This window comes from Actinoplanes utahensis (assembly GCF_016862455.1).
Taxonomy (GTDB): Bacteria; Actinomycetota; Actinomycetes; order Mycobacteriales; family Micromonosporaceae; genus Actinoplanes; species Actinoplanes utahensis.
The window spans coordinates 23,852-48,138 of sequence record NZ_BOMZ01000015.1; the positions used below are offsets into that span (position 1 = coordinate 23,852).

The window sequence follows — 24,287 nt, forward strand, 5'->3', positions numbered from 1 at the left end:
TCAGTCGGCCGGCTTGAGGACGTAACCGGCGCCGCGCATGGTGTGGATCATCGGCGCACGGCCGGCGTCGATCTTCTTGCGCAGGTACGAGATGTAGAGCTCGACCACGTTCGCCTGCCCGCCGAAGTCGTAGTTCCAGACCCGGTCCAGGATCTGCGGCTTGCTCAGCACCCGGCGCGGGTTGCGCATCAGGTAGCGCAGCAGTTCGAACTCGGTGGCGGTCAGCGTGATCAGGTCCCCGCCGCGCCGGACCTCGTGCGAGTCCTCGTCGAGGGTCAGGTCGCCGACGACCAGCTGCGACTCGGTGCGCATCGGCGCGTGTCCCATCCGCCGCATCAGCCCGCGCAGCCGGGCCACCACTTCTTCCAGGCTGAACGGCTTGGTCACGTAGTCGTCGCCGCCCGCGGTGAGCCCGGTGATCCGGTCCTCCACCGAGTCCTTGGCGGTGAGGAACAGCACCGGCACCTCGGGAGTCTCGCCGCGCAGCCGGCGCAGCACCTCGAGCCCGTCGATGTCGGGGAGCATCATGTCGAGGACGACGGCGTCCGGGCGGAAGTCGCGGGCGGTGCGCACGGCGGTCATGCCGTCCCCGGCGCTGCGCACGTCCCAGCCCTCGTACCGCAGCGCCATCGAGAGGAGCTCGGCCAGGGTCGGTTCGTCGTCGACCACGAGCACCCGGACCGGGGTCCCGTCGGGCCGGCGGAGTTCGGTGCTGGGTTCTGCGTTCGCCATCGTCATGCCCTTACTGTGTTGCGCCACGCTCGGTGCCCGCTTTCCGTCTGCTGTGCGCCGCCTGTGTGTCCGGTACAGCAAGATCGCGGGGGCGGGACAGGCGGAACACCTGCCGCTGCTCGAGGCTTTGTTCGGCACGGTGGTCGTCGTGCATGAGGATCCTGGCGAGCGGAGTGGCAAAGCGAAACAAAGCCCCAGAAATCCCATACTGGGCAAATGCGGCGACTCGCGGCGGTGTTCTCCGTCCTGGTCCTTCTCCTGTTCCCGCTGGCCCCGTCGGCCAAGGCGGAGCCGGCCGAGCCGCGCCGCCCGGAGGCCACCGAGTCCGTCCCGGACCTCTCCGAACTCCCCGGCGGCGGACTGAGCCCGATGCTGCTCGCCGCCATCGGCGGGTACCTGCTCACCGGCGGATTGGCGTTGCTGCTCCTCAAGCGGTGACCCCCGGCCGGGCGTCAGGGCTGTCTCGGCGCCGCTGAGACGGCAGCCAGAGCCGGCGGGTTGTTGACGACCTCTTATCACGGGAACACTCGAAGTCCGGACGATGTTGTGCAAGCGTTGGTCAAAGTCGCGGCGCGAGCGTGAGGAGTTTGCACGTGAATCTTCTCGAGGACTACCGCAGGGCCACATTCTTCTTCGAGTCCGGCGACCCGCTCGGCGCCGCCAAGCTGCTGGAGCCGATAGTCGAGGCCGAGCCGCACAACACCGCGGTCCGGCTGCTGCTGGCCCGGGCCTATTTCAACTCGGCTCAGCTCAACGGTGCGGAGACCCAGCTCAGGGTGCTGGTCGACCATGATCCGTCGGATCATTACGCGCATCACGTGCTCGGCCGGACCCTGGAGCGGGCCGGCCGTTTCCGTGAGGCGCTGCCGCATCTGCGGCTGGCCGCCGCGATGAAGACGCAGACCGACTACCAGGAGGCGTTGCGGCGGGTCGAGACGTGGCTCGGCAAGTCGAGCGCGGCGTAAGGTCGCGGTCGTGAAGCTGAAGCTGGACCTGCACGACATCTTCAACAAGGGTCACGAGATCGACCGCGCCCTCCGGGGGATCATCGACGAGGCGATCCAGAAGAAGGCATCCTCCGTCGAGATCATCCCGGGCAAGGGCAGCGGAGCCCTGAAGAAGAAGGTCATCCGCTTCCTCGATCAGAAAGAGATCAAGCAGCTCTACCACCGGGTGGAGAAGGACGGCGACAACTGGGGCCGTCTCTTCGTGCACTTCCGCCACGACGTGTCGACCGGTCGCCGGGGCCGGGGTCGCTGACGCTTCCCCTGGCCTCCGGCGGCCGGGCGGGCACCTTTCGGAGACGGCCGCGCGTACGGCGTACTTCTAAAGGGTGTAGGTCTTGGCGACCGCGACCAGTTCGCTGCTGTGCGAACCGAGGACCCCGACCCCGGCGGGTCTCGCCCGGAACCCGGGGACCGTGGCCAGGTCGTCGCTGCCGTCCATGGCACGGAAGGTGACCGGGCCACTCGCCCGGACCGTCAGTTCGATCTCGACGCCGGTCTCCGGTGGCGCGTGGAAGACGAAACCGAAACCCCATGGGCCGCCGGTGGCCGGGTCGATCGCGACCGTGCGGCCGCCGACCGTGGCCGCGGTGACCGGTGTCACCGTCGCCACGTGGAGCGTGGTGAAGCGGGCCGTGCGCTGCGGATCGAGCAGCAGTCTCATGGTGCGCCGATCGCCGTTCCGGGTCTCCGAGACCAGCGTGAGCGCGGGGGCGGGCAGGGTGGCGGCGGGCGCCGGACCGGTCCGCAGCAACTCCGCGCCGAAGGCCGGAAGGGTGTCGTCGACGGTCGCGGGGCCGCCTGTCACATACTGCGCGGTCCACTCCTGTGGGGTGGTCTCCTCGCTCAGCCAGCGGGCCGTGCCGTTGTCGGCGTCCAGCGCGTACATCAGATGGGTGAGCGACGGGTGCTCGTCGTCGAACGTGTCGACGGCCAGGCCGGTCACCGTGCACGCGACCGCGGTCACCGCGGCGACCAGGCCGGGTACGGCGCCCATCCGGCGGGCTCGCAGCGCCGCCATCCCCCGGGTGCCGGCCGCGACCGGGTGGATCAGGTCGAGCACCGGCAGCAGGGCCAGGCCGAGCAGCACGGTGAGGAACGCGCCGATCCCGGCCATCGGCATGCCCAGCGCGGGGAAGAGCATCAGCACGGTCGGCAGCAGGATCACGACCGGAACCAGGGCGCCGACGGTCAGCATGGCGACGGCGGGCCAGGGGCGGGCGAAGAACGCGAGCGCGGCGGACACCGCGACGGCCAGGGCCGGGAGCGCGGCCAGGTAGGAGCCGCCGGGAGCGAAGGCGGCCAGCGCGATGCCGAGCAGCGCCAGCCAGGTCAGCCCGCCGACGGCCAGGGCGGCGGGGCCGATCCGGCGGCGCAGCAGGGCGTACCAGATCAGGACGACCGCCGCGGACAGGGCGATGACCGCCATGCGGTACCACATCGGACGGTACGGGTCGATCGGCAGGCCGTCGTAGCCGGGCCGGATCAGCACCAGCAGTCTCCACAGACCCTGGGCGAGCAGCGGCGCCACCACGATCGGCAGCACCGCCAGGGCGATCGCGGCGACCACCCGGCGGCGTACCAGGACACCCAGTGCCACCACCGCGACCAGAGCCAGCCCGGCGAGCGGCCACACCAGGCCGCCGGGGTACCGGATCAGCATGCCGGGCACCGGGAAGTAGGTGGCGTCACCGTCGCGGGTGAGGGTGGTCAGGTCGAGGGCGCCGAACTCGGTCGCCAGGGCGAGCAGGTTGTCGCCGTGGTGCTGGAGACTGTCCCGGCTCATCGCCTCCGGCGTGTCGGTCGGCGCGTGATAGACGGCCGCGCCGTCGATGTAGGCGGTGTTCAATCCCTGGAACGCCGGCGTCTGGCGGAACGGGGTGAAGTCGGTGTCGTTCGGCAGCATCCGGTAGATCTCCACCGCGAACGAGGTGCCGACCGGGTACGGCACCTTCGCGTACGTCTCCACCAGGCGCCGGTTGTCCTCCGACGTCTCGAACATGATCGCCGGGCCGGTGCTGCCGCGCGCCTCCAGGTTGAGCACCACCCCGCCGTCGCGGGCCAGCGGATGCTGCTCGACGAACGCCTTCGCCCCGCACAGGCACGCCTCCTCGGCGTCGGTGAGCACCAGCACGATGTCGTTGCGGAGTCGTTCGCCGCCGGTCAGCGCTCGGGCCGTCTCCAGGATCGCGGCGGTGCCCGCGCCGTCGTCGTTGGCGCCCGGCGCGATCTGCGCCGAGTCGTAGTGCGCGACCAGGAAGATCCGGCCGGTCGAGGCGGCGCCGGGAAGCACCGTGACCACGTTGCGCACCCGGGCGAGCCCGGTTCCGCCGGCCGACGAGGAGAGGCCGGCGCCCTGTTCCGACACGGTGTCCTGAACCTCGGGGGAGAGGCCCAGACCGCGCAGCGTGGTCACCAGATGGTCCCGGACCCGGTCGTTGGCGGCGCTGCCGGCCGGGTGCGGGGTGGCGGCGATGGCGCGTACCTCGGCGAATGCCCGGGCGGCGCTGAACTCGCCGGCCGGAGCCGTCTCCGATCGCGCCGCCGGCGGCTGGACCGAGCGGACCGCGGCCAGCCCGGCCAGGGCCAGAACGGCCAGGACGACGGCCGCGGCGAGACCGCGGCGCGGCGGCGCGGTGAGACCTGAGTCACGCATGGGGACATCTGATCATCCCGGTACGCCCGGCGGGTACCCCGAAGATCAATCAGCGCGTGCAATAGCGTGGTGCGGTGACTACGCCGTTGGACCCAGCAGCCGTCATCGCCGAGTTCATCGACCGGGTGTCCCCGTACAATCCACACCCGGACGCCGCTCCGGTCGCCGTCGTCGGCGTGCGCACCGCGCTCGGCGAGGACGTCTTCACTCTCAGTGATCACGTCATCCGTGCGCTGTGCCGTGCGCTCGAGTCCTATCGCGACCCGGAGGACCGCGGCGACTGCTCGGGGTGCGGCGGCCGGCACCTCGACGAGAACCTGCACTGCCGGGATTGTGGCCAGTTGCACGGAATCCTCGGCCAGGTCATCGCGGAGCACGCCCGGCGCGTCGCTGCCGCCGGCGACGACCCACAGTGATGATCGACTACATCCGGGTGACCGAAGTTGTGTGGGACGGCCGCTTGGTACACGATTTGCGGGTCACCTATGCGTCGAGTGGGGAATCGGAATGACAGAGCGGTCGCTCGCACCCCGCATGTACGCGACGGATCGGATGGAACGGTTACGGATCCTGCTCGTCGAGGACGACGAGGGTGACGCCTTCCTGGTCCAGGAGTTGCTCAGCGAGGCCGAAGCGCCGTTCGACCTGACCGTCGCCACCAGCCTGCGCGAAGCCCGTGGCATGCTGACCGGCGTCGAATGCGTGCTGCTCGATCTGGGCCTACCGGACGCCGAGGGCATCGACGGCCTGCGCAAGCTGCTCGCGCTGGCCGGCGGCGCCGCGGTCTGTGTGCTGACCGGCCGTTCCGACGAGCACCTCGGCGTCCAGGCGGTCGCCGAGGGCGCCCAGGACTACCTGGTCAAGGGCCAGGTCGACGGGGTTCTGCTGATCCGGTCGCTGCGGTACGCGGTGGAGCGCAAACGTGCCGACGAGAACGCCCGGCGGCTGCGCGAGGCCGAGCTGCGGGAGGCGGAGTCGGCCCGCCTGGAACGCGGCCTGCTGCCGAAACCGCTGAAACGCGACGACTTCGCCATCGACGTGGCGCCGTTCTACCGCTCCGGCCGTGCGATGGGGCTGCTCGGCGGGGACTTCTACGACGTGGTGCAGGTCGGCGACGACCGGCTGCACGTGATCGTCGGTGACGTCTGCGGGCACGGTGTCGACGAGGCGGCGCTCGGCGTCGAGCTCCGGGTCGCGTGGCGGGCGCTGGTGCTCGCCGGGGTGCCGGAGGACCAGGTGCTGCCGTCGCTGGAGCAGGTGCTGATGTCGGAGCGGCGGGCCCGGGAGGTGTTCGCCACTGTCGCGTCGGCGGTCATCGACCTGCCGCACAACCGCGCGACGGTACGCGTCGCCGGCCATCCGCCGCCCATCGTGCTGGCCGGGGGACGTGCCGCGCCGGTCGCCGTGCGTACCGGAATCGTCCTGGGGGTACGTCCGACTCCCACACCCGCGACGGAGTTGGAGTTCCCCGGCAATGACTGGTCCCTGCTGATGTACACCGACGGCCTCATCGAGGGGCGGACCGGCGCCGGCGACGAACGGCTCGACGTGGACGGCCTGTGCCATCTCCTCGACGAGCCGGACGCCCGCGACCGGCCGCTGCCGGAACTGCCCGGATGGCTGGTGGCGCGGGCCGACCGGGACAACGGCGGCCCGCTCGCCGACGACGTGGCGATGCTGCTGATCTCCCGCGGCGGTGGCCGGTGAGCGTCATGCGGATGCGCACCTGGACGCTGCGCGGGCGGATCTTCGCACTCTGCCTCGCGGCCGGTCTGCTGCTCAGCGGACTCGGTGTGGTCGCCGCGGTCACCGCCGCGAACAACAACGGGCACATCGACAACCTGCTGGACCGGGTCGGGCCGATGCGCACCAGCGGCGAGGCGCTGAACACCGCGCTGGTCAACCAGGAGACCGGCATCCGGGGATACGCGATCACCGGGGAGGACCGCACCCTCGAGCCGTACCGGAGAGGGCGGGCCGCCGCGGACGAGCAGATCGCCCTGATCGAGGGCCTGCTCCAGCCCCAGGACGCCGAGATCCGTGCGGCTGTCGAACTGGTCAAGGCGCGCGCCGCGAAGTGGCGTGCCGATGTGGCCGAGCCGCTGATCGAGACGGTCCGCACCCAGGGCCCGGAAGCCGCGCAGCAGCGGTTCGACGGGTCCGACACCCGCGACTTCGACCAGCTGCGCCAGGCCGTCGACGACATGCAGAACCGGATCATCGTCCTGCGCGCCGCCTCGGCGGACGCGGCCCGGGACTCCAGCCAGACCATGGTGGTCATCGAGATCGCCGCCGCGGTGATCATCCTGATCACCGGCGTGCTGCTGCTGCTCCTGCTGGACCGGCTGGTCAGCCGCCCGATCCTGCACCTGGCCGGGCAGGTTCGGCAGGTCGCCGCCGGTGACTACGAGAAGCACATCGACACCTCGTCGTACGGCTCGCCGGACCTGGCCGGGCTGGCCGAGGACGTGGACCGGATGCGCCGGCAGATCGCCAGCGAGCTGAGCGAGGTACGCATGGCCCGCCAGCAGGTCGAATGGATCAACCAGCAGCTCCAATCCCAGGCCGAGGAGCTCACCCGGTCCAACCGCGATCTGGAGCAGTTCGCCTACGTCGCCTCGCACGACCTGCAGGAGCCGCTGCGCAAGGTGGCCAGCTTCTGCCAGCTGCTGCAACGCCGCTACGCCGGGCAGCTCGACGAACGGGCCGACCAGTACATCGGGTTCGCCGTCGACGGCGCGTCCCGTATGCAGCGGCTGATCAACGACCTGTTGGCGTTCTCCCGGATCGGCCGGCTCACCAGCGGCTTCACCGACGTCGACCTGAACAAGGTGCTCGACGACGTGAGGTCGCAGCTGGAGACCCGGGCCGGCGAGGACGCGGAGATCAGCTGGGACCGGCTGCCCACGGTGGAGGGCGAGGAGCCGCTGCTCACCACGCTCTTCGCGAACCTGATCGGCAACTCGCTGAAGTTCCGCCGCCCCGACGTGCCGCCGGTGGTGCGGGTGACGGCCACCGTCGAGGACCGGGAATGGAAGGTCAACGTCCGGGACAACGGCATCGGCATCGAGGCCGAGTTCGCCGACAAGGTCTTCGTCATCTTCCAGCGGCTGCACGCGCGGGACGCGTACGAGGGCACCGGCATCGGACTGGCGATCGTCAAGAAGATCGTCGAATACCATGGCGGACGGGTCTGGCTGGACGTCGATGTGCCGGAAGGCGCGTCGATCTGGTTCACGCTTCCGGTGATGCCGGGCATGGAGCTGCCGGAGCCTGAACCCGCCGACATGGAGGAGACGACAGCATGAGCGTGCAACGGGACAACGGCACCCCGATCGAGGTGCTCCTCGTCGAGGACGATCCCGGTGACGTGCTGATGACCCAGGAGGCGTTCGAGGAGCACAAGGTCCGCAACCGGCTCAACGTCGTCCCCGACGGCGCGGAGGCGCTGGCCTACCTGCGGCGCGAGGGGCAGTATGCGGAGGCCGTCCGCCCGGACTTGATCCTGCTCGACCTGAACCTGCCGCGGCGCGACGGCCGCGAGGTCCTCGCCGAGATCAAGAAGGACGACGACCTGGGCCGGATCCCGGTCGTCGTGCTCACCACCTCCTCGGCGGACGAGGACATCCTGCGCAGCTACCAGTTGCACGCGAACGCGTACGTGACCAAGCCTGTCGACTTTGAGCGGTTCATCGCCGTCATACGGCAGATCGACGAGTTCTTCGTCAGCGTCGTGAAGTTGCCGCCGCGTGCTTGAACAGGTCGCTGAGCTGGTCCGCGAGGTCGCCCAGACCATCGTGCTGCCGCGCTTCCGGCGCCTGGCCGACGACGAGGTCCAGCAGAAATCCCCCGGTGACCTGGTCACCATCGCCGACCAGGAGTCCGAGCGGGCGCTCACCCGCGGCCTGACCGCGCTGCTGCCCGGCTCGCTGGTGGTCGGCGAGGAGGCGGTCGCGGCCGACCCTGCGGTTCGGGACCGGCTCGGCGCGGGTGGCGCGGTCTGGATCGTCGACCCGGTCGACGGGACGAACAACTTCGCCGCCGGGCGGACCCCGTTCTGCGTGATGGTCGCGCTGATCCGCGACGGCGTGACGACGGCGGCCTGGATCCTCGACGTGGTCGGCGATCACCTGACGGTGGCCGAGGCCGGGTCCGGCGCCTACCGCGACGGCGTCCGGGTCAAGACCCGCACCGACGACCCGGGCGCGGCCGCGCTGCACGGCGTGATCTCGCACAAGTACTACCCCGAGGATCTGCGGCGCCAGGTTCTCGGACGGGCCGGCGAGCTGGGCGGTTTCACCGCCGGGCGGCACTGCGCGGGGTACGAGTACCCGGCCGTCGCCACCGACGAGCAGCAGTTCGCGATGTTCTGGCGGATCCTGCCGTGGGACCACGTGCCCGGCGCGCTGATCGTCCGCGAGGCCGGCGGGGTGGTCCGCCACCTGGACGGCGCCGAGCACCGGCCGACCGACCACCAGCGCGGGCTCCTGGTCGCCGCCAACGAGGAGATCTGGCACACAGTTCACCGCACGCTCTTCCCGGCGGGCCCGCCCTCGATCGACGCGTAGCTAGGGTGCGGGGCATGTCCTCGTACCTCGAAGAGATCTTCGGTCTGCAGGGCCGGACCGCGGTGGTGACCGGTGGCAGCTCCGGGATCGGCCGGGCGATGGCGGTCGCGCTGGGCCGCGCGGGCGCCCGGATCGTCCTGGTCGCCCGGCGTGCGGCGCCGATGGCCGAGGTGGTCGCCGAGTTGCGGGCCCACGGCGCCGAGGCCCACGCGATCTCCGCGGACCTCGCCGATCGCGAGGCGGTCAAGGCACTCACGGCAAAGATCATCGAGGGGTACGGGGAACCCGACATCCTGGTCAACTCGGCCGGGATCAATCTGCGGCCGCCGCTCGGCGAACTCACCGACGACGTGTGGGACGTCACCCTCGCCGCCAACCTGACCGCACCGTTCCTGCTCGGGCAGGCGTTCGGCCCGGCGATGGCCCGACGCGGGTGGGGCCGGATCGTCAACGTCGTCTCCCAGCAGGCGTTCCGCGCGTACGGGAACAGTGGCGCCTATGGGGCCGCCAAAGCCGGTCTGGTCGGGCTCACCCGGTCCCAGGCCGAAGCGTGGTCCGCGAGCGGCGTCTGCTGCAACGCGATCGCGCCCGGCGTGGTGCACACCCCGCTCACCGAGGCGGTCTTCGCCGACCCCGCGAAGGTGTCCGAGCATGCCGCCCGAACGATGATCGGCCGGAACGGACTGCCGGACGATTTCGCCGGTTGTGTCGTTTTCCTGGCGAGCCCCGCCGGCCAAGCGGTAACGGGACAGACACTTTTTGTCGACGGTGGATACTCGGCGACCTGATCGATCTCCCGGACGGGCGCGTCGCCACGGTAAAGTACCGGCGCTCACGACTTGGAGGTTTCTGTGGCGGCCAGTCTTCCGCGCCGGTTCACCGCCCTGTTCGCGCTTCTCGCCGCGGCCGTCGCGGTGGCCCTCGCCACTCCCGGATCCGCAGCCCTCGCCGCCCCCGAGGACGAGGGCGGCAGCAAGAAGCTGCGGACCGCGCTCGAGGCCGCGGCCAAGGGCTACGACTCGGCGAAAACCAAACTGGCGAACTCCAAGAAGCGGCAGACCCAGCTCTCCGCCGCGATCGCCGCCTCCGAGGCGAAGGCGAAAGCCCTCACCGCACAGGTCGACGAGGTGGCCGTCCGCGCCTACCAGATGGGTCGGATCAGCACCGCCACCATGCTGCTCAACAGCGCCGACCCGGGCGACTTCATCGAACGGGTGCAGAGCCTCGACACGCTCGCCCAGATGGACAGCGGCACCCTCGTCGCCTACCGCCAGGAGATCGACAAGGCGAAACGGGCCAAGCTCGCCGTCGACGCCGAGATCAAGGAACAGCAGCGCCAGGTCAACGTGATGGCCAAACGGAAGAAGGACGCCGAGACCGCGCTCGCCGAGGTCGGTGGCGGCGCCGCCGGCGGCTTCGTCGACGCGAACTCGGCCGCGGCCAAACCCGCCCCGCGCAACTCCGACGGGTCCTGGCCGAAGGAGTCCTGCACCGTCAAGGACCCGACCTCGGACGGCTGCATCACCCCGCGGACCCTGCACGCCTACCAGCAGGCGCGGGCAGCCGGATTCACCAGGTACACGGTCTGCTACAGCAAACGGGCCAGCGGGGAACACCCGAAAGGCCGGGCCTGCGACCTGTCCTCCGCGCCGGGGACGTTCGAGGACTCCGCGGCCACCGGCGACGACAAGGAGTACGGGGACCGGCTCGCCGCGTACTACGTGAAGAACGCCGACCGGCTCGGCGTGATGTACGTGATCTGGTACCGCCAGATCTGGATGCCGAGCACCGGCTGGTCGTCGTACAGCGCGAGCGGCGGACCCTCCGTGGTACACACGAACCACGTACATCTGTCCATGCTCTAGGGTCAGGGTCTTCCCAGGCTGATACCGGTAGCATCCCGGCGGTGGAGACCCAGCCGCGCGCCCTGCCCTCGGCCCTGGCCACCGCACTGGCCTTCGGAGCCAGCGGTGCCGTCCTCGTCCTCGAGATCGTCGCGTTGCGCCTCGTCGGGCCCTATGTCGGCGTGACCCTGCAGGTGAGCAGCTCGGTCATCGGGGTCTCGCTGGCCGCCATCGCCTACGGCGCCTGGGTGGGCGGGCGGCTCGCCGACCGGTTCGACCCGCGGACCCTGCTCGCCCCGGCGCTGATCCTCGGCGCCATCGGCACCGCCGTCACCCTGCCGCTGGTCCGCTGGGGAGGCGAACTGCTGCGTGGCGGGGCCGCCCCGGCCGTGCTCATGCTCGCCGCACTCGCCGTCTTCCTGCCCGCCCTGGTGCTCTCCACGATCGCCCCGATGGTCGTCAAACTACAGCTCGGCGACCTGCGGCAGGCCGGCTCGGTGGTCGGGCGGCTGTCCAGCATCGGCACCCTCGGCGCGATCACCGCGACCCTGGTGACCGGATTCATCTTCGTCGCCGCCATGCCCAGCAGCGTGATCATCCTGAGCCTGGCGGTGCTGCTCGCCGTCGCCGGGCTGGTGCTCGGCTGGTGGCTGCGCCGCGACGGGACCCGGGCCGACGTGCCCGGCACACCACGGGTCCGGGCGTCGCTCGCCGTGATCGGGCTGGCCGGGGCCGGGCTCGGCGCGATCGCCCCGACACCCTGCGACGTGGAGACCGCCTACCACTGCGCGAACGTGGCAGCCGATCCGGCACGCGACGGTGGGCGGACCCTGGTGCTCAACTCGGCGCGGCACTCGTACGTCGACCTCGACGATCCCACCCACCTGGAATTCGAGTACGTCCAGTGGATCGGCGCCGTCGCCGACGTGCTGAAACCGGCCGGCGCGCCGGTACAGGCCCTGCACCTGGGCGGCGGCGGATTCACCGTGCCGAACTATCTGCGCGCCACCCGCCCCGGCAGCGACCAGCTCGTCCTCGAACTCGACGGCGGCCTCGTCGACCTCGATCAACGCAGCCTCGGCCTGCGGACCGGCCCCGACCTGCGGGTCCGGGTCGGCGATGCGCGGGTGGGGCTGGCCGAACGACCCGAAGCCTCGTACGACCTGGTGGTCGGCGACGCCTTCGGGCACCTGGTCGTGCCCTGGCACCTGGCCACCCGGGAAATGGCCGACGAGGTGGCCCGGGTGCTGCGACCCGACGGCGTCTACGCCCAGAACGTGATCGACTACCCGCCCAACCGTTTCATCCGCGCCGAACTGGCCACCGTGGCCGCCGCGTTCCCGCACGTGGCGCTGATCGCCCCACCGGCCGCGCTGGCCGGCGAGGAGGGCTCCAACTTCGTCATCCTCGCCGCACACCGCGAACTGCCGCTGGACGCGATCCGGCCGCGGCTGAGCGCCCTGAAGCAGCCGGCGACCCTGCTGTCCGGCCGGCCCTTGACCGACTTCATCGGCGACTCCCGCATCCTCACCGACGACTACGCCCCCGTCGACCAACTCCTCGCCGGCTGAGCTTCCTCCCGTACCTCTTCCTTCTTTTCTTCCTCTCGTGCCCCTTCCTCCCTCTTCCTCCTTTTCAGCACCCCGGCTCGCCTTTTTCGTCACGGCGGTGGTCGGTGGTGGCGGGTGAAGGCCTGGTTACGGTTTCGGGGCGGGTTTCGGGGTGCGGCACCGCACGGTCAACCCGGCGGGCGAGAATCGGCACATGGGGCGTACGGAGCGAAACGGTCACGATGGCTCGCTCCGCCTTGCCGGCCGTTACCGCCTGGTGGAGAAACTCGGCACCGGCGGCATGTCCGTGGTGTGGCGCGGCTACGACGAGATCCTCGGCCGTGACGTCGCCGTCAAGGTGCTCTCGCCACGACTGGCCGAGGACCGTACCTTCCGGGACCGGCTCCGCCAGGAAGCCCTCGCCGCCGCCCGCCTCTGCCACCCGCACATCACCGGCATCCACGACTTCGGTGAGGCCCCGATCTCGGAGCAGCTGACCGTCCCCTACGTCGTGATGGAGCTCAACGACGGCGAATCCGTCAGCGCCCGGCTCGGCCGCCAAGGATCCCTCGACTGGCGGGAAGCCGTCCTGATCACCGCCGAGATCGCGTCCGCGCTGGCCACCGCCCACGCCCGCGGGCTCGTGCACCGCGACGTCACCCCGGCCAACATCATGCTCACCGGCTCCGGCGCGAAGATCGTCGACTTCGGGATCTCCGCTGTGGTCGGGCAACGGGACGCCGCCGCCGACGGCAGCCTGCTCGGAACACCCGCCTACCTCGCGCCGGAACGCCTCGGCGGCGCCTGCGTCCTGCCGGCCACCGACGTCTACGCTCTCGGGCTCCTGCTCTACCGCGCCCTCACCGGCCGGATGCCGTGGCCCGCCGAGAGCACCGCCGAAGCGTTGCGCGCCCACCTCTACGCCGAACCCGACCCGGTGCCCGAACTCGACGGCATGCCGCCCCTCGTCGCCGACCTGTGCCTGCGCTGCCTGGCCAAGAGTCCGGCCGATCGTCCCGGAGCCGCCGAAGTGGCCCGCGCCCTGGCCGCGACCGTCGGGGTACGCCCGATCATCCCGCCACTGCGGCCGGAGGAGAAACGGGAAATGGCGGCGGCCCGCGCGGTGGCCTCGGTGCCGGCTCCCCGCGGGCGGCCGTCCAGCGTGCTGGGGCTGGTGCGCGCCTGTCTCGGCCGGTCCGCTGCGGGGACGGTACGGCTTCGCGCCGGCCTGCGGATCAGATCCGCCCTGCGGCTCGGCTCGGTACGGCCGCTCGGCGCCGGCCTGTTCCTCGGCGGGCGGCGGCGAAGATCCGTACCCCCCGAGCTCCTGATCTCGGCCGCCCGCCTGCGGGGAGGCCGGGACCGCAAGCCCGCCATCGCCGCCCTGGCCACGTTGACCCTGCTCACCGCCACGGTGCTGAGCTGGTCGGCACGCCGTGAGGCGGAGGACGCCGATCAGGGCCGGGCGGCCGCGGCCGGACCCGGTGTCCAAGCCGTCGCTGCCGGGCCGGACCGGATCCGCTGCACCGTGCGTTACCAGGTGCGGCGGGACTCCGGCGCCGACTTCGAGGCCAGGCTGAGCGTGTCGACCACGGAGACGTCGGGGTGGCGGATGGAGTTCTCGTTCCCCGGCACGCAACGTCTCAGCGGCACCTCCGGGACGATCACACAGCACGGCCGCCGGGTCGTGGTCGCGGGCCGGGGGCGGGCTCGTGCGGTCACCCTGCACGGCGGGTACCGGCAGCGGAACCCGTTGCCGTTGTCCTTCGCCCTCAACGGCAGCCCGTGCCGTGCCGAGGTCCTGGGCGGCACCACCGATGGCTCGACCCTGTCGCCGGCCCTTCCACCGGCTCTTCCACCAGGCCTTCCGCCAGCCCTTCCGCCGTCCGGGGACGACTCGGTGAACGCCGCGACGGTGGAGAAGCCGGAGGCCGAGCGCCCCCGCCCGCGGAAACGCCAGCCGTCCCGCGGTGGCGCTCCGCGTCAGCACCACCCGGCACCCACCGCCACCAGTGCCGATCCGGAGCCCACCGGAAAACGCCCGAACGGTTTCTCGCTGGCCCTGTGACAACCGTTGACGCCGGGCGGGCCACCTGCGGTCGACGTCGGGCGGGCAACCGGTGATCGATGTCGGGCGGGCCACCTGCGGTTGACGTCGGGCGGGCAACCGGTGATCGATGTCGGGCGGGCCACCTGCGGTTGATGCCGGGTGGATCACCGGCGCAACAGTCCGTCGATAGGGTCGAGAACATGACAAGACTGGCAGTGGTCACCGGAGGTGGCACCGGCATCGGCAGGGCGACGGCGGGCATGCTCGCCGGCGAAGGCTTCGACGTGATCATCGTCGGTCGCCGGCCCGAGGTGCTCGACGACGCGGTGAAATGGATCGGACCGCAGGCCACCGCGGTGACCGCGGACGTCTCGGACCCGGCCCAGGTGCCCGCGGTCGTCGAGGCGGTGGCCGGCCGCCCGCTGGATGTGCTCGTCAACAACGCGGGCGCGTTCCTCGGCGGCGACGAGAGCACCCTCGACGGGGTGGCCGCCCGCTGGCGCGCCAACCTCGACTCGAACGTGCTCACCGCGGTCCTCACCACCACCGCACTCCTTCCCAGCCTGCGCCGTCCCGGCGGCAAAATCATCCTCACCAGCTCGATCGCCGCCCAGCGGGGCGGCGGTGGGCCCTACTCCGCGGCCAAGGCGGCCCTGCACGGCTACGTTCTCGATCTGGCCACCTCCCTCGGCGCGGACGGCATCACCGCGAACGTGATCTCACCCGGTTACGTCACCGACAGCGAGTTCTTCCTGGGCCGGATGACCCCGGAAGGGCATCAGAAGCGCGTCGACGCCGCCCTGCTCAAACGCGGCGGCACCCCGGACGAGATCGCCGAGGCCGTCCGCTGGCTGACCGGCCCGGGCGGCGCCTTCGTCACCGGCCAGATCATCAACATCAACGGCGGCTCCGTCCTCGGCCGCTGACCCCGATCTCCGGCCCCTCATCCCGGCTGTTCCGCCGCGGCCGGGCGCCCTCTGTCCCGGGTGTTCCGTGCCCGGGTGTTTCGTGCCTGGCTGTTCCGTGCCCGGGTGTTTCGTGCCTGGCTGTTCCGTGCCCGGGTGTTCCGTGCCTGGCCGTTCCGTCACCGGCCGTTTCCTGCCCGGCCTTCCCGTCCCGGGGCGGGGCAGGAAGGGATCGGTCCCGGCCAGGCAGGAACAGACCGGCCGCCGCCGCCCGTCACGGGCAGCGGCGGCCGGATCCGCGGCTCGTGGCCTCTCATCCCGCACCGCCGGTGAAGCGGCCCTCGTCCGGACGATTGGCACGGAACCGCAGCCCCGACCAGCGCTCGTCGATCGCGACCTGCCCGCACGGGCGCATGTCGAAGTCGGCGACGATCGGCCAGAGCGAGTCCCGGTTGATGTCGGCCTTGTTCCCCTTCGGGTAGGCGATCCAGAACGCCGCCGGCTTGTCCAGGTCGGTGCGGTGCTCCTCCAGTTGCTCCCGCACGCCCGCGGCATCCTCGGCGAACAGCACCGCTGTGCTGGCGGTCGCCAAGCTCCCGGCCTCGCGGACGCCCTCCGGCATCGGGGTGAGCAGGGGCAGCCGGGCGGGTTCGTTCAGCCAGACGGTCGAGTTCGGCTTGATCAACAGCTTCTCGGCGATCGTTTTCGTCATGCCCTCGACATTTCCACCCCCCACGGCGACCGGTCGCCGTCTTCGCCGAACGCACCCCACCCAAGTGCGACCCGGTCGTCTCGTCGAGCCGAGCCGGCCGTCGGCCGGCCCGTCCTGGTGGTGGCCGGGGTGCGGCCTCTGCCGGCTTGACCCGTCGGCGTGCCGGAACCCGTCGTGCCGCAATCCCACCCGACTTTCGCACCACGTCACCTCCAGCCGATCCCGCTTGGACGTCCCGGAGCATCGCCGATCCGCACGAAGATCGCCGTGCGCCCTGTGGACAACTCCGGACTGTGGATAAGTCCGGGCTCGGCTTTGCGGACTGATAGACATGCCGGGTGACTGAGACGACACGGATGGCGGCCGGCGAGGCCGAGCGGGCGGCCGTGCGAGAGCGGGCCGAGGAGGTGCTCCGCCGGCTGGCCGGGGAGCACGCGGTGCTTCGGGAGGACCAGTGGCGGGCGATCGAGGCGCTCACCGTGGACCGCAGGCGGGTGCTCTGCGTGCAGCGCACCGGCTGGGGCAAGTCGGCGGTCTACTTCGTGGCGACCGCGCTGCTGCGCGGCGGTGACCGGCCGACCGGCCCGACGGTCATCGTGTCCCCACTGCTCGCCCTGATGCGCAACCAGGTCGACTCCGCCGCCCGCGCCGGCATCCAGGCTCGCACCATCAACTCGGCGAATCTCGACGAGTGGTCCCTGATCGAGCAGGAGATCCGGGCCGGCGAGGTGGACGTGCTGCTGATCAGCCCGGAGCGGCTCAACAACCCCGACTTCCGGGACAACGTGCTGCCCGGCCTGGCCGGCAGCACCGGCCTGCTCGTGGTCGACGAGGCGCACTGTGTCTCCGACTGGGGCCACGACTTCCGCCCCGACTACCGGCGGTTGCGCACCTTCCTGGCCGGGCTCCCGGCGCGCACCCCGGTGCTCGCCACCACCGCCACGGCCAATGCGCGGGTCACCGCCGACGTCGCCGACCAGCTCGGCGACGCTCTGGTGCTGCGCGGCCCGCTCGAGCGTGACTCGCTGCGCCTGGCATCTCTGCGCCTGCCGGAGGCCGCGCACCGCCTGGCCTGGCTCGCCGACAATCTGGAGCGGCTCCCGGGTTCCGGCATCGTCTACACACTGACCGTCGCCGCGGCCGCCGAGACCGCCGACTTCCTGCGTTCCCGCGGGTTCGAGGTGGCCTCCTACACCGGCCAGGTGGAGGATGCCGAGCGCCGCGCCGCTGAGCAGGCGCTGCTCACCAACAAGATCAAGGCGCTGATCGCGACCTCGGCGCTCGGCATGGGTTTCGACAAGCCCGACCTCGGGTTCGTCGTGCACCTGGGCGCCCCGCCGTCGCCGATCGCCTACTACCAGCAGGTCGGCCGGGCCGGCCGGGCCGTCGAGCACGCCGAGGTGGTGCTGCTGCCCGGCCCGGAGGACACCGCGATCTGGCGCTATTTCGCCTCCCTCGCCTTCCCGCCCGAGGATCAGGTGCGGGCCGTGCTGTCCCGGCTCTCGGCGTCCCAGCCGATGTCCACGCAGGCCCTCGAGCCGCTCGTCGATCTCCGCCGCACCAGGCTGGAGCTGATGCTCAAGGTTCTCGACGTGGACGGCGCGGTGCGCCGGACCCGGGGCGGCTGGCTCGCCACCGGCGAGCCGTGGACCTATGACGAGGCCCGGTTGCGGCGCGTCGCCGAGGCACGGGAGGTCGAGCAGAAAACCATGCTGGAGTACGCCGTGACGACCGCCTGCCGGATGGAATTCCTCCGCCGTTGCCTGGACGATCCGGAGGCCGCTCCGTGCGGCCGGTGCGACAACTGTGCCGGCCCGCTGTTCGGGCCGGAGGTGTCCAGCGCCGCGCTCGCCGCCGCCGAGGCGTTCCTGGGGCGTCCCGGCACCGAGATCGCTCCGAAGAAGATGTGGCCCACCGGCCTGGCCGCCGTCGGCCTGGGTCTGAAAGGCCGCATCGCTCCCGCCGAGCAGATCGAGCCGGGCCGCGCCATCGGCCGCCTCTCCGACCTGGGCTGGGGCAACCGCCTGCGAGCCGCGGTCGCGCCCGAGTCCCCGGACGCTCCGATCCCCGCCGATCTGGCCGACGCGGTGGTCGAGGTCCTCAAAGCCTGGGCCAGGGGAGACGATGCCTGGAAGCAGCGCCCGGCCGCCGTCGTCGCCGTTTATTCACAGCGTCATCCACAACTTATCCACAGCCTTGCCGAGCACATCGCCACTGTCGGCCGACTGCCCCTGCTCGGTTCCCTGGAGCCGACCGACCCCACGATTCCCGGCGACCTCGGCGCCCACCGAGGCAACAGCGCTCAACGGGTCCGCGCTCTCCATGACGCCTTCACCGTTCCGCCCGCGCTGGCCGCCCAACTCGCGGACCTTTCCGGCCCGGTCCTGCTGATCGACGACCTGGTCGACTCCGGCTGGACGATGACCCTGGCCGGGCGTGCCCTCCGCCAGGCCGGCGCTCCCGCCGTCCTGCCCTTGGCCCTCGCCGTCGCCGGCTGATCCTGGCCCGGCTCCAACCGCCGGCTGATCCCGGCCCAGCTCCTACCCCACCCGTTTCAGGCCCGCGCCAACCCTGGGGCCACGTCGGCCTGGCCGAGCGGGTGGGGAAGGTCGCTGCCGTGGAAGGCCATGGGGATCGGCGGCTCGGTCACGGTGGGGGCGATCCGGCGGCGGAGGGCTTGTGGGGCGGCGGCCTGCCGGACGGCGGTGGGGTCAGGATTTGCCGAGGATGGCGTTGCGGGTGGGGCGGCGGTCGATCTCCATGAACCGGTGGGCGCCCGCGAGCTCCTCGAAACCGGAGCGGCGGTAGACCTCGTGGGCGTCCTTCGTGGCCAGCAGGAAACGCTGGATGCCACGGTCGGACAGGTCGGCCAGGATGGTGTCGATCATCCATTTGCCGAGGCCGCGGCCCCGGTGGGTCTCGTCCACGAACACGTCGCAGATCCAGGCGAAGGTGGCTCCGTCGGTGACCGCGCGGGCGAACGCCACCTGCTCGCCGCCGGCGAAGACCGAGTAGGGGAGGGAGCCTTCGATCGAGCGGGCCACCAGGTCGTAGGGACGGTTGGCCGCCCAGTACGACTCCTCGGCCAGCCAGCGATGCACCCGGCCGAAGTCGACCCGCTTGGGATCGGCGGTCAGGAGGTACCCACTCCGTACCTGATCTTCCATCAGCACTCCTTCGTCACGTTTCAGCGAGGGGCCGGTCGCATCGTGTCATAGCAGCCGATCCGTAGCGGCAGCGAGGCGCTCCAACCACGGAACGTGACCGCCACCGCCGGGCGCATCGCCCTCGATCGGCCACCGGCGGATCGCGTCCGGGGTGAGGAGTTCCGCCAGCGAGCGGGAATCGGCGACGCCGGGCGGGTACGGGGCCTGAGCGCTGAAGGACGGCACCTCGGTGGTGTAGACGGGTGACTGCGCCAGCTCCAGCGACGACCGGGCCGTCGAGGGTTCGGTGCGCAGTGCCACACGCTGCAGCATCGGCCGTAGGTGCATGCCGTCGAGCTCGGCCAGCAGCACCGCGTCGTAGAGGTCCTTCATCGCCGACACCCCATGTGTCTCCTGGTCGGCGGCGAGCCAGTGGAGTTTCCACGCCAGGGACAGTTCGCGGCTCGCCGTCCACAGGCCGACGGGCGGTTGTCCGCCGGCCCGCGGCACCGCCGTGCACACCGGCGGCTCGGGCAGGCGTTCGCCGATGGTGAGGTCGAGTTGTACGGCGCCGTTCTCCCCGTCGGCCGCCTTCCAGGGAATCCGGAGCCGGATCCGGCCGCCTTCCGCGCCGGGCTCGTACTCGGCGTAGTCCCAGTCGTGTTCGGATTCGATCTGTTCGGTGTGAAAGGCGAGGCCGTCATCGGTCCGGGGACGAGCCGCGATCAGGAGGGGAAGCAGTTCATCCACGTAGTCCCACGGTTCGGGGGCCTCCGCGGCGGTGGCCCAGTGCAGGTCCTCCGGCGGCAGGCGCGGTTTCCAGCCGCCGGTGTCGAAATTCTCGAACTCCCAGATCTCGTTGCGGGCCGCCCCGTGTGCCACCTCCGGCCACAGTTGCACGGCCGCGACACGGTCAACGTACGGGTAAGGGTTCAGATCGTTGCGTGGTTCCCAGGGCGGATGCCAGGCGATCCAGTCGAGGTCGGCGGGTGGGCGGGCCGCGTCGCCGACCCAGGCCGGCATCGTCATGCTGCCGCGAAGCACCAGCACGTGGGCCCACTCCGACTCGGCGATCAGGGTCAGCACGTGGTCGAGGGCGGCCCGGTGCGCGAACCCGGTCATGACGTCCACACGAGGCGGTCCGCGGCCGCGCCGAGCCGGGCCAGCCAGGGGGCCGGGTCGCCGCCGGGTGGGTCGCCGTCGATCGTCCAGCGGGCGATGTTCGCCGGGCGGAGCAGTGGTTCGGCTTCGTCGGCGGCGCGCACCATCCGGCGCAGGCGGCGGGACAGTTCGATGCCGTCGAGTTCGGCGAGGAGCACGGCGTCGTACACGTCCTTCATCGCCGACACCCCGCTCACCGCCTGGTCGACGGTCAGCCAGTGCAGTTTCCAGGCGAGCGACAGCTCCCGGCTCGCCGTCCGCACCGTGACCGGTGCGTGCCCGCCGGCCCGCCGCACGGGTGTGTGCACCGCACGGTCCAGCATCACCTCGTCGTAGGCGAGGTCCATCCGGAGGTCGCCCGCCTCACCGCCGGGCGTCACCCACGGGATCAGCATCCGGGACTGGGCGCCGTCCGCCGAGCTCGCATAGGCGTACCCGTCGAGTCGTTGACAGGAGACGCCTCCGGCGTCCAGGATCACGCCCTCGACGGTACGTGGATGCCGGGCGACGAGCGCCGTGAGCTGCTCATGCATCGTCTCGTAGGTGTCACGGGACCCGTCGCGCGCGGCCCGGGCATCGCGCTCCGGATCCGGGTCCTGGAACGTCCAGATCTCGTGTGGCCTCCCGGCTTCCGGGGAGACGAGGTCGCGGCGTTCCAGATGCGGGTACGGATCGAGCGCTTCGATCGACACCGCATCGGGCGCCCACACCACCCAGTCGAGGTCGCCGGGTGGCCGGGCCGCGTCCCCCACCCATGACGCCATGGTCATGCTGCCGCGCAGCACCAGGCTCTCCGCCCACGGCGCCGCGGCGACCAGTCCCAGCACATGATCGAGAACCGACCGGTGCGCGCTCACGCGAACCAGCCCGCGTCGAGTCCGGGGTTGTCGTCGACCAGCACGTACTCCTGCTCGACCTCGGTGACCTCCCACCCGGACAGCGCGCCCAGCAGCCCGGCCAGGGCGGCTGACGCTTCCGCCTGCCCGGCCCGGTAGCACCGCTGGGTCACGAACCGCTCCTGCACCCCGTCGGCCCGGACGCGCCGCGCGTTCCGCGAGAGGTGGGCGTCGTGTCCGGCGGCCGCCGCCCGCACCGGCTCCAGTGCCGTGCCGGCCGGCAGCAGCAGCTTGACGTGATGCTCGAAGTAGAGGTCGGGCCGGGCGTCGGCCGCGGTGGCCGGCGCCTCGCGGCCGGAGGCGGCGGCCTCCACCTTGAGCCGGGTGACCGGGAAACCGGCGGTGCGCAGAGCGTCGGCGGTGCGGCGGGCGTCGGCCTCGGCGGAGGCGGGGGTGCCGTCGGACAGCCAGCTCAGCATCGGCTGGCTCGCGTGGTCACCCCGGTCCAGCATGATCCGGGTGTATTTGACGCCCCGCCCGGCGGCCCACGATCGGAGCAGATCGTCGGAAGCGTCGGCGAACACCGTCAGGTGGATCTCGTATCGGCTCACGCCCCGCACGTTAACGGCGGGGTATGACACCCCGGTACGCTCGGAACCGAGTCAGAATCGGCTGAAGGGACCATATCGTGGCCGTGACCAGCACTTTCACCGTCAAGGGCATGACCTGCTCACACTGCGTCCAGTCGGTCACCGAGGAGCTCTCGGCCCTGCCCGGCGTGACCGACGTCGCTGTCGATCTGGCCTCCGGCGGAGTGACGGTGGCGAGTGAGTCGCCGCTCTCCGACGAGGCGGTGCGTGCGGCGGTCGACGAGGCCGGCTACGAGCTCGCGGATGCCTGACGAGCAGCCCGGCACCCCGGTCCTCGACGAGGAGCCTGCTTTCGGGCTGACGTCCGGGGATCGGCCACCGGGCGGCGGATTCCGTTTCGCGGCGATCGGCGCGCTGCTGATCGTCGTGCTCTTCGCGGGGTACGGTCTGGGCCGTCTCAACAGCGGCACCGCCGGGGCCAGCCCGGCCGCCGCTCAGCCGACCCCGTCCGCGAGCGCTTTCGACGAGAGCCAGCCGCACGTCCACGGCACCACCGCACCGATCGGCGCCGCCGGCAGCGCCCCGGTCGGCGGCCTCTCGCTCAGCGGCGGCGGTCTCACCCTGAGCCCGCTGAGCACGATCTTCGAGGCCGGCAGGTCGCGGAAGCTCGAGTTCACGGTCGACGGCCCGGGTGGCGCGCCGGTCACCACGTTCGCCGAGGTGCACGACAAACCGTTGCACCTGATCGTGATCCGGCGTGACCTGACCGGCTTCCAGCATCTACACCCGGTGATGGCTAGCGACGGCACGTGGAGTGTCGATCTGACCCTGGGGCAGCCCGGTCCGTACCGGATGATCGCCGATTTCACCGCACGGGTCGGCGGCGTCGACGTGGTGACCTCGCTGGGCGGCGACCTGACGGTCGCGGGCGACTACGCGCCGGTCACGGTCCCTGATCCGGTGCGGGCGGCGACAACCGACGGTCTTTCGGTGGGGTACGAGGGAACCCCGTCCACCGAGTCCACCCAGCCCCTGCTGATGACCGTCTCCGACGGGGCCGGCAAGCCCGTCGCGGTCGAACCCTACCTGGGCGCTTTCGGTCACCTCGTGGTGCTGCGCCAGGGCGACGTCGGCTACGTCCACGTGCACCCGGAGACCCGGCTGGTGGACGGCAAGGTGAAGTTCTGGCTGGCCGCCCCGAGCCCCGGCACCTACCGGATGTTCTTCGACTTCCAGGTCGCCGGGAAGGTGTCCACGGCGGCCTGGACCGTCGTCGTCAGCTGATCATCGTGGCGAGGGCGGGTTTCACACCCCACTGCGCGATCAGCGAGTCGTACTCGGCCTGCTGATCGGCGGTGGGGGCGGCCCCGGTCCGCCGGGCCCGCAGCATCAGGTTGCGCGGGGTGTGCGCCGAGTCGATGAACTCGACCACGTCCACCCGGTACCCGTGCAACCGCAGCAGGGCGGCGCGCAGCGAGTCGGTCAGCACGTCGGCGAACCGTTCCCGCAGGATGGCGTGGCGCGTGACCTCCCCGTACGGCGAAGGGGCGGCATTGCCTTTGAGCTGCGCCGCGATGTCGTGGTGGCAGCACGGGGCGGCCAGCACCCACCGGGCGTTCCAGCCGAGGGCGCGGGCCAGCGCCTGATCGGTGGCCGTGTCGCAGGCGTGCAGCGCGAGCACCAGATCCGGCTCGAACGGCACCGCGGCGTCCTCGATGGTCCCGGCCACGAACGTCACGTCGCCGGAGCAGCCGAGTTCGGCGGCGACGGCGTTGTTGCGTACCCGCTGATCCTCGCGGACATCGACCCCGGCGACCTGAACCGTGACACCCCGCCCGGCCAGATACCGGTAGGCGGCGAAGGTCAGGTACGCGTTTCCGCAGCCCAGGTCGACGACGCGCAGCGGCGACGGCAGTTCCTCGGGCAGCGTCGCGGCGAGCGCCCGCAGGAAGGCGTCGATCTGCCGCCGTTTCGCCGCGTTGCCGCCGATCACGTCGAACAGCGGGTCGCCCGGGTCGAGCAGCCACTGCTTGGCACGGTCGTGATCGGCCGCGGCCACCGTGTTCGCGGCGGCGGCCCGGTGCACTTGGGCGTCGCCCTTCTTGGTGATCCGGACCTGCACGGTCGCCGACTCGGTCTCGACGTGCCAGTTGCCGAACGGCTCGGCCAGCAGCGCGTCGACCGCGGCGGCGGCCTCGGTCCCGTCCACGTTGCGGGTGAACGGCCGCGCCCCGTCGTCCGTGACGATCTGTAGTTTCCGTCCCTGCTTCAGAGTCACGGGGCGTAACTGCGCGCGGGTCACCGAAGGCGTGTGGCCACGGCGCCGGCCGGCCGCGACGGCGCGGGTGAGGCCGGGCGTGAGCAGAAGCTCCCGCACTTCGGCGAGGACGGATTCGAGCGGTTCTGGCATGACTCCCATTCTGGGACGAACGGACCCGACGGTGCCCGGCTGGTTCTCAGCGCTGACCCGACGGTTGCCCGGCTGGCTTTTCAGTGCTGACCCGACGGTTGCCCGGCTGGTTCTCAGCGCTGA

The 24,287-nt window shown here is 71.4% G+C and carries 24 protein-coding genes; 16 read left to right on the plus strand and 8 right to left on the minus strand.

Features of this window, described 5'->3' with window-relative positions:
- Positions 1-738: a response regulator transcription factor gene (locus Aut01nite_RS03680; RefSeq protein ID WP_043531239.1), complete on the minus strand. Its 738-nt coding sequence runs from the start codon at positions 736-738 to the stop codon at positions 1-3.
- A gap of 210 nt (positions 739-948) precedes the next feature.
- Between Aut01nite_RS03680 and Aut01nite_RS03685 the strand changes: the two genes are divergently transcribed.
- From Aut01nite_RS03685 to Aut01nite_RS03695, 3 genes are all read left to right on the plus strand, one after another.
- Positions 949-1,170 (plus strand): hypothetical protein, encoded by a 222-nt coding sequence (locus tag Aut01nite_RS03685; protein WP_043531237.1) that lies wholly within the window; start codon positions 949-951, stop codon positions 1,168-1,170.
- A gap of 155 nt (positions 1,171-1,325) precedes the next feature.
- Positions 1,326-1,697 (plus strand): tetratricopeptide repeat protein, encoded by a 372-nt coding sequence (locus Aut01nite_RS03690; RefSeq protein WP_043531235.1) that lies wholly within the window; start codon positions 1,326-1,328, stop codon positions 1,695-1,697.
- 10 nt (positions 1,698-1,707) lie between these two features.
- Entirely contained in the window at positions 1,708-1,992 is a 285-nt protein-coding gene (locus tag Aut01nite_RS03695) for a Smr/MutS family protein (protein ID WP_043531233.1), read from the plus strand.
- A gap of 66 nt (positions 1,993-2,058) precedes the next feature.
- Here Aut01nite_RS03695 and Aut01nite_RS03700 read toward each other — a convergent pair whose 3' ends face one another.
- Positions 2,059-4,392: a M28 family peptidase gene (locus Aut01nite_RS03700; RefSeq protein WP_043531231.1), complete on the minus strand. Its 2,334-nt coding sequence runs from the start codon at positions 4,390-4,392 to the stop codon at positions 2,059-2,061.
- 74 nt (positions 4,393-4,466) lie between these two features.
- On the opposite strand from Aut01nite_RS03700, the gene Aut01nite_RS03705 reads away from it, so the two are divergent.
- The 10 genes from Aut01nite_RS03705 to Aut01nite_RS03750 all read left to right on the plus strand — a co-directional run bounded on the left by Aut01nite_RS03705 (position 4,467) and on the right by Aut01nite_RS03750 (position 15,330).
- Positions 4,467-4,808, plus strand: a complete 342-nt coding sequence (locus tag Aut01nite_RS03705; protein WP_043531229.1) for a hypothetical protein — start codon at positions 4,467-4,469, stop codon at positions 4,806-4,808.
- A 91-nt stretch (positions 4,809-4,899) separates the two neighbouring features.
- On the plus strand, positions 4,900-6,099 hold the full coding sequence (locus tag Aut01nite_RS03710; RefSeq protein WP_043531227.1) for a PP2C family protein-serine/threonine phosphatase: 1,200 nt from the start codon (positions 4,900-4,902) through the stop codon (positions 6,097-6,099).
- Positions 6,100-6,104: 5 nt separating this feature from the next.
- A complete protein-coding gene (locus tag Aut01nite_RS03715) occupies positions 6,105-7,700 on the plus strand; it encodes a sensor histidine kinase (RefSeq protein ID WP_043531338.1) in 1,596 nt (531 codons plus the stop codon).
- Positions 7,697-8,149: a response regulator gene (locus Aut01nite_RS03720; RefSeq protein ID WP_043531226.1), complete on the plus strand. Its 453-nt coding sequence runs from the start codon at positions 7,697-7,699 to the stop codon at positions 8,147-8,149. Before Aut01nite_RS03715 ends, Aut01nite_RS03720 begins: the two co-directional genes overlap by 4 nt.
- Positions 8,142-8,960 carry an inositol monophosphatase family protein gene (locus Aut01nite_RS03725; RefSeq protein ID WP_043531224.1) on the plus strand — a complete coding sequence of 273 codons (819 nt, stop codon included), beginning with the start codon at positions 8,142-8,144 and terminating at the stop codon, positions 8,958-8,960. Before Aut01nite_RS03720 ends, Aut01nite_RS03725 begins: the two co-directional genes overlap by 8 nt.
- 14 nt (positions 8,961-8,974) lie before the next feature.
- Positions 8,975-9,748, plus strand: coding sequence for an SDR family NAD(P)-dependent oxidoreductase (locus tag Aut01nite_RS03730; RefSeq protein ID WP_043531222.1), 774 nt, complete (start codon positions 8,975-8,977; stop codon positions 9,746-9,748).
- A 63-nt stretch (positions 9,749-9,811) separates the two neighbouring features.
- The gene (locus tag Aut01nite_RS03735) at positions 9,812-10,825 is read left to right on the plus strand and encodes a coiled-coil domain-containing protein (protein ID WP_052164393.1); all 1,014 of its coding nucleotides are present in this window, start codon (positions 9,812-9,814) and stop codon (positions 10,823-10,825) included.
- Positions 10,826-10,866: 41 nt separating this feature from the next.
- Complete coding sequence (locus Aut01nite_RS03740) at positions 10,867-12,375, plus strand: fused MFS/spermidine synthase (protein WP_043531220.1); 1,509 nt, start codon at positions 10,867-10,869, stop codon at positions 12,373-12,375.
- Positions 12,376-12,568: 193 nt separating this feature from the next.
- Complete coding sequence (locus Aut01nite_RS03745) at positions 12,569-14,422, plus strand: serine/threonine-protein kinase (protein ID WP_043531334.1); 1,854 nt, start codon at positions 12,569-12,571, stop codon at positions 14,420-14,422.
- A 182-nt stretch (positions 14,423-14,604) separates the two neighbouring features.
- Positions 14,605-15,330, plus strand: coding sequence for an SDR family NAD(P)-dependent oxidoreductase (locus Aut01nite_RS03750; RefSeq protein ID WP_043531218.1), 726 nt, complete (start codon positions 14,605-14,607; stop codon positions 15,328-15,330).
- Positions 15,331-15,622: 292 nt separating this feature from the next.
- On the opposite strand, the gene Aut01nite_RS03755 is transcribed toward Aut01nite_RS03750, so the two are convergent.
- Positions 15,623-16,021 (minus strand): hypothetical protein, encoded by a 399-nt coding sequence (locus Aut01nite_RS03755; RefSeq protein ID WP_043531217.1) that lies wholly within the window; start codon positions 16,019-16,021, stop codon positions 15,623-15,625.
- Positions 16,022-16,377: 356 nt separating this feature from the next.
- Here Aut01nite_RS03755 and Aut01nite_RS03760 point away from each other — a divergent pair, with 356 nt between their 5' ends.
- Positions 16,378-18,519 carry a RecQ family ATP-dependent DNA helicase gene (locus Aut01nite_RS03760; RefSeq protein WP_043531215.1) on the plus strand — a complete coding sequence of 714 codons (2,142 nt, stop codon included), beginning with the start codon at positions 16,378-16,380 and terminating at the stop codon, positions 18,517-18,519.
- Between the two features lie 213 nt (positions 18,520-18,732).
- On the opposite strand, the gene Aut01nite_RS03765 is transcribed toward Aut01nite_RS03760, so the two are convergent.
- The 4 genes from Aut01nite_RS03765 to Aut01nite_RS03780 are packed head-to-tail and all read right to left on the minus strand — an operon-like array spanning position 18,733 to position 21,775.
- On the minus strand, positions 18,733-19,188 hold the full coding sequence (locus Aut01nite_RS03765; protein ID WP_043531332.1) for a GNAT family N-acetyltransferase: 456 nt from the start codon (positions 19,186-19,188) through the stop codon (positions 18,733-18,735).
- Positions 19,189-19,233: 45 nt separating this feature from the next.
- Positions 19,234-20,289, minus strand: coding sequence for a nucleotidyl transferase AbiEii/AbiGii toxin family protein (locus Aut01nite_RS03770; protein ID WP_083999826.1), 1,056 nt, complete (start codon positions 20,287-20,289; stop codon positions 19,234-19,236).
- Positions 20,286-21,185: a nucleotidyl transferase AbiEii/AbiGii toxin family protein gene (locus Aut01nite_RS03775; RefSeq protein WP_052164391.1), complete on the minus strand. Its 900-nt coding sequence runs from the start codon at positions 21,183-21,185 to the stop codon at positions 20,286-20,288. Before Aut01nite_RS03775 ends, Aut01nite_RS03770 begins: the two co-directional genes overlap by 4 nt.
- Positions 21,182-21,775, minus strand: coding sequence for a hypothetical protein (locus Aut01nite_RS03780; protein WP_052164390.1), 594 nt, complete (start codon positions 21,773-21,775; stop codon positions 21,182-21,184). Before Aut01nite_RS03780 ends, Aut01nite_RS03775 begins: the two co-directional genes overlap by 4 nt.
- A gap of 110 nt (positions 21,776-21,885) precedes the next feature.
- Here Aut01nite_RS03780 and Aut01nite_RS03785 point away from each other — a divergent pair, with 110 nt between their 5' ends.
- Together Aut01nite_RS03785 and Aut01nite_RS03790 are read left to right on the plus strand one after the other, a co-directional pair.
- Entirely contained in the window at positions 21,886-22,065 is a 180-nt protein-coding gene (locus tag Aut01nite_RS03785) for a heavy-metal-associated domain-containing protein (RefSeq protein WP_052164401.1), read from the plus strand.
- Entirely contained in the window at positions 22,058-23,038 is a 981-nt protein-coding gene (locus Aut01nite_RS03790; protein ID WP_236643079.1) for a DUF8832 domain-containing protein, read from the plus strand. Before Aut01nite_RS03785 ends, Aut01nite_RS03790 begins: the two co-directional genes overlap by 8 nt.
- Here the strand turns inward: Aut01nite_RS03790 and Aut01nite_RS03795 are convergent.
- A complete protein-coding gene (locus Aut01nite_RS03795) occupies positions 23,031-24,164 on the minus strand; it encodes a class I SAM-dependent methyltransferase (protein ID WP_043531211.1) in 1,134 nt (377 codons plus the stop codon). The genes Aut01nite_RS03790 and Aut01nite_RS03795 overlap by 8 nt on opposite strands.
- Positions 24,165-24,287: the final 123 nt, after the last annotated feature.

Coding starts and splice junctions, on each gene's coding strand:
- Aut01nite_RS03715 (WP_043531338.1), top strand. CDS start 6,105: ATGCGGATGCGCACCTGGACGCTGCGCGGGCGGATCTTCGCACTCTGC.
- Aut01nite_RS03745 (WP_043531334.1), top strand. CDS start 12,569: ATGGGGCGTACGGAGCGAAACGGTCACGATGGCTCGCTCCGCCTTGCC.
- Aut01nite_RS03760 (WP_043531215.1), top strand. CDS start 16,378: ATGGCGGCCGGCGAGGCCGAGCGGGCGGCCGTGCGAGAGCGGGCCGAG.
- Aut01nite_RS03730 (WP_043531222.1), top strand. CDS start 8,975: ATGTCCTCGTACCTCGAAGAGATCTTCGGTCTGCAGGGCCGGACCGCG.
- Aut01nite_RS03710 (WP_043531227.1), top strand. CDS start 4,900: ATGACAGAGCGGTCGCTCGCACCCCGCATGTACGCGACGGATCGGATG.
- Aut01nite_RS03790 (WP_236643079.1), top strand. CDS start 22,058: ATGCCTGACGAGCAGCCCGGCACCCCGGTCCTCGACGAGGAGCCTGCT.
- Aut01nite_RS03680 (WP_043531239.1), bottom strand. CDS start 738: ATGACGATGGCGAACGCAGAACCCAGCACCGAACTCCGCCGGCCCGAC.
- Aut01nite_RS03765 (WP_043531332.1), bottom strand. CDS start 19,188: ATGGAAGATCAGGTACGGAGTGGGTACCTCCTGACCGCCGATCCCAAG.
- Aut01nite_RS03755 (WP_043531217.1), bottom strand. CDS start 16,021: ATGACGAAAACGATCGCCGAGAAGCTGTTGATCAAGCCGAACTCGACC.
- Aut01nite_RS03795 (WP_043531211.1), bottom strand. CDS start 24,164: ATGCCAGAACCGCTCGAATCCGTCCTCGCCGAAGTGCGGGAGCTTCTG.
- Aut01nite_RS03700 (WP_043531231.1), bottom strand. CDS start 4,392: ATGCGTGACTCAGGTCTCACCGCGCCGCCGCGCCGCGGTCTCGCCGCG.
- Aut01nite_RS03720 (WP_043531226.1), top strand. CDS start 7,697: ATGAGCGTGCAACGGGACAACGGCACCCCGATCGAGGTGCTCCTCGTC.
- Aut01nite_RS03750 (WP_043531218.1), top strand. CDS start 14,605: ATGACAAGACTGGCAGTGGTCACCGGAGGTGGCACCGGCATCGGCAGG.
- Aut01nite_RS03685 (WP_043531237.1), top strand. CDS start 949: ATGCGGCGACTCGCGGCGGTGTTCTCCGTCCTGGTCCTTCTCCTGTTC.
- Aut01nite_RS03770 (WP_083999826.1), bottom strand. CDS start 20,289: ATGACCGGGTTCGCGCACCGGGCCGCCCTCGACCACGTGCTGACCCTG.
- Aut01nite_RS03785 (WP_052164401.1), top strand. CDS start 21,886: ATGACCTGCTCACACTGCGTCCAGTCGGTCACCGAGGAGCTCTCGGCC.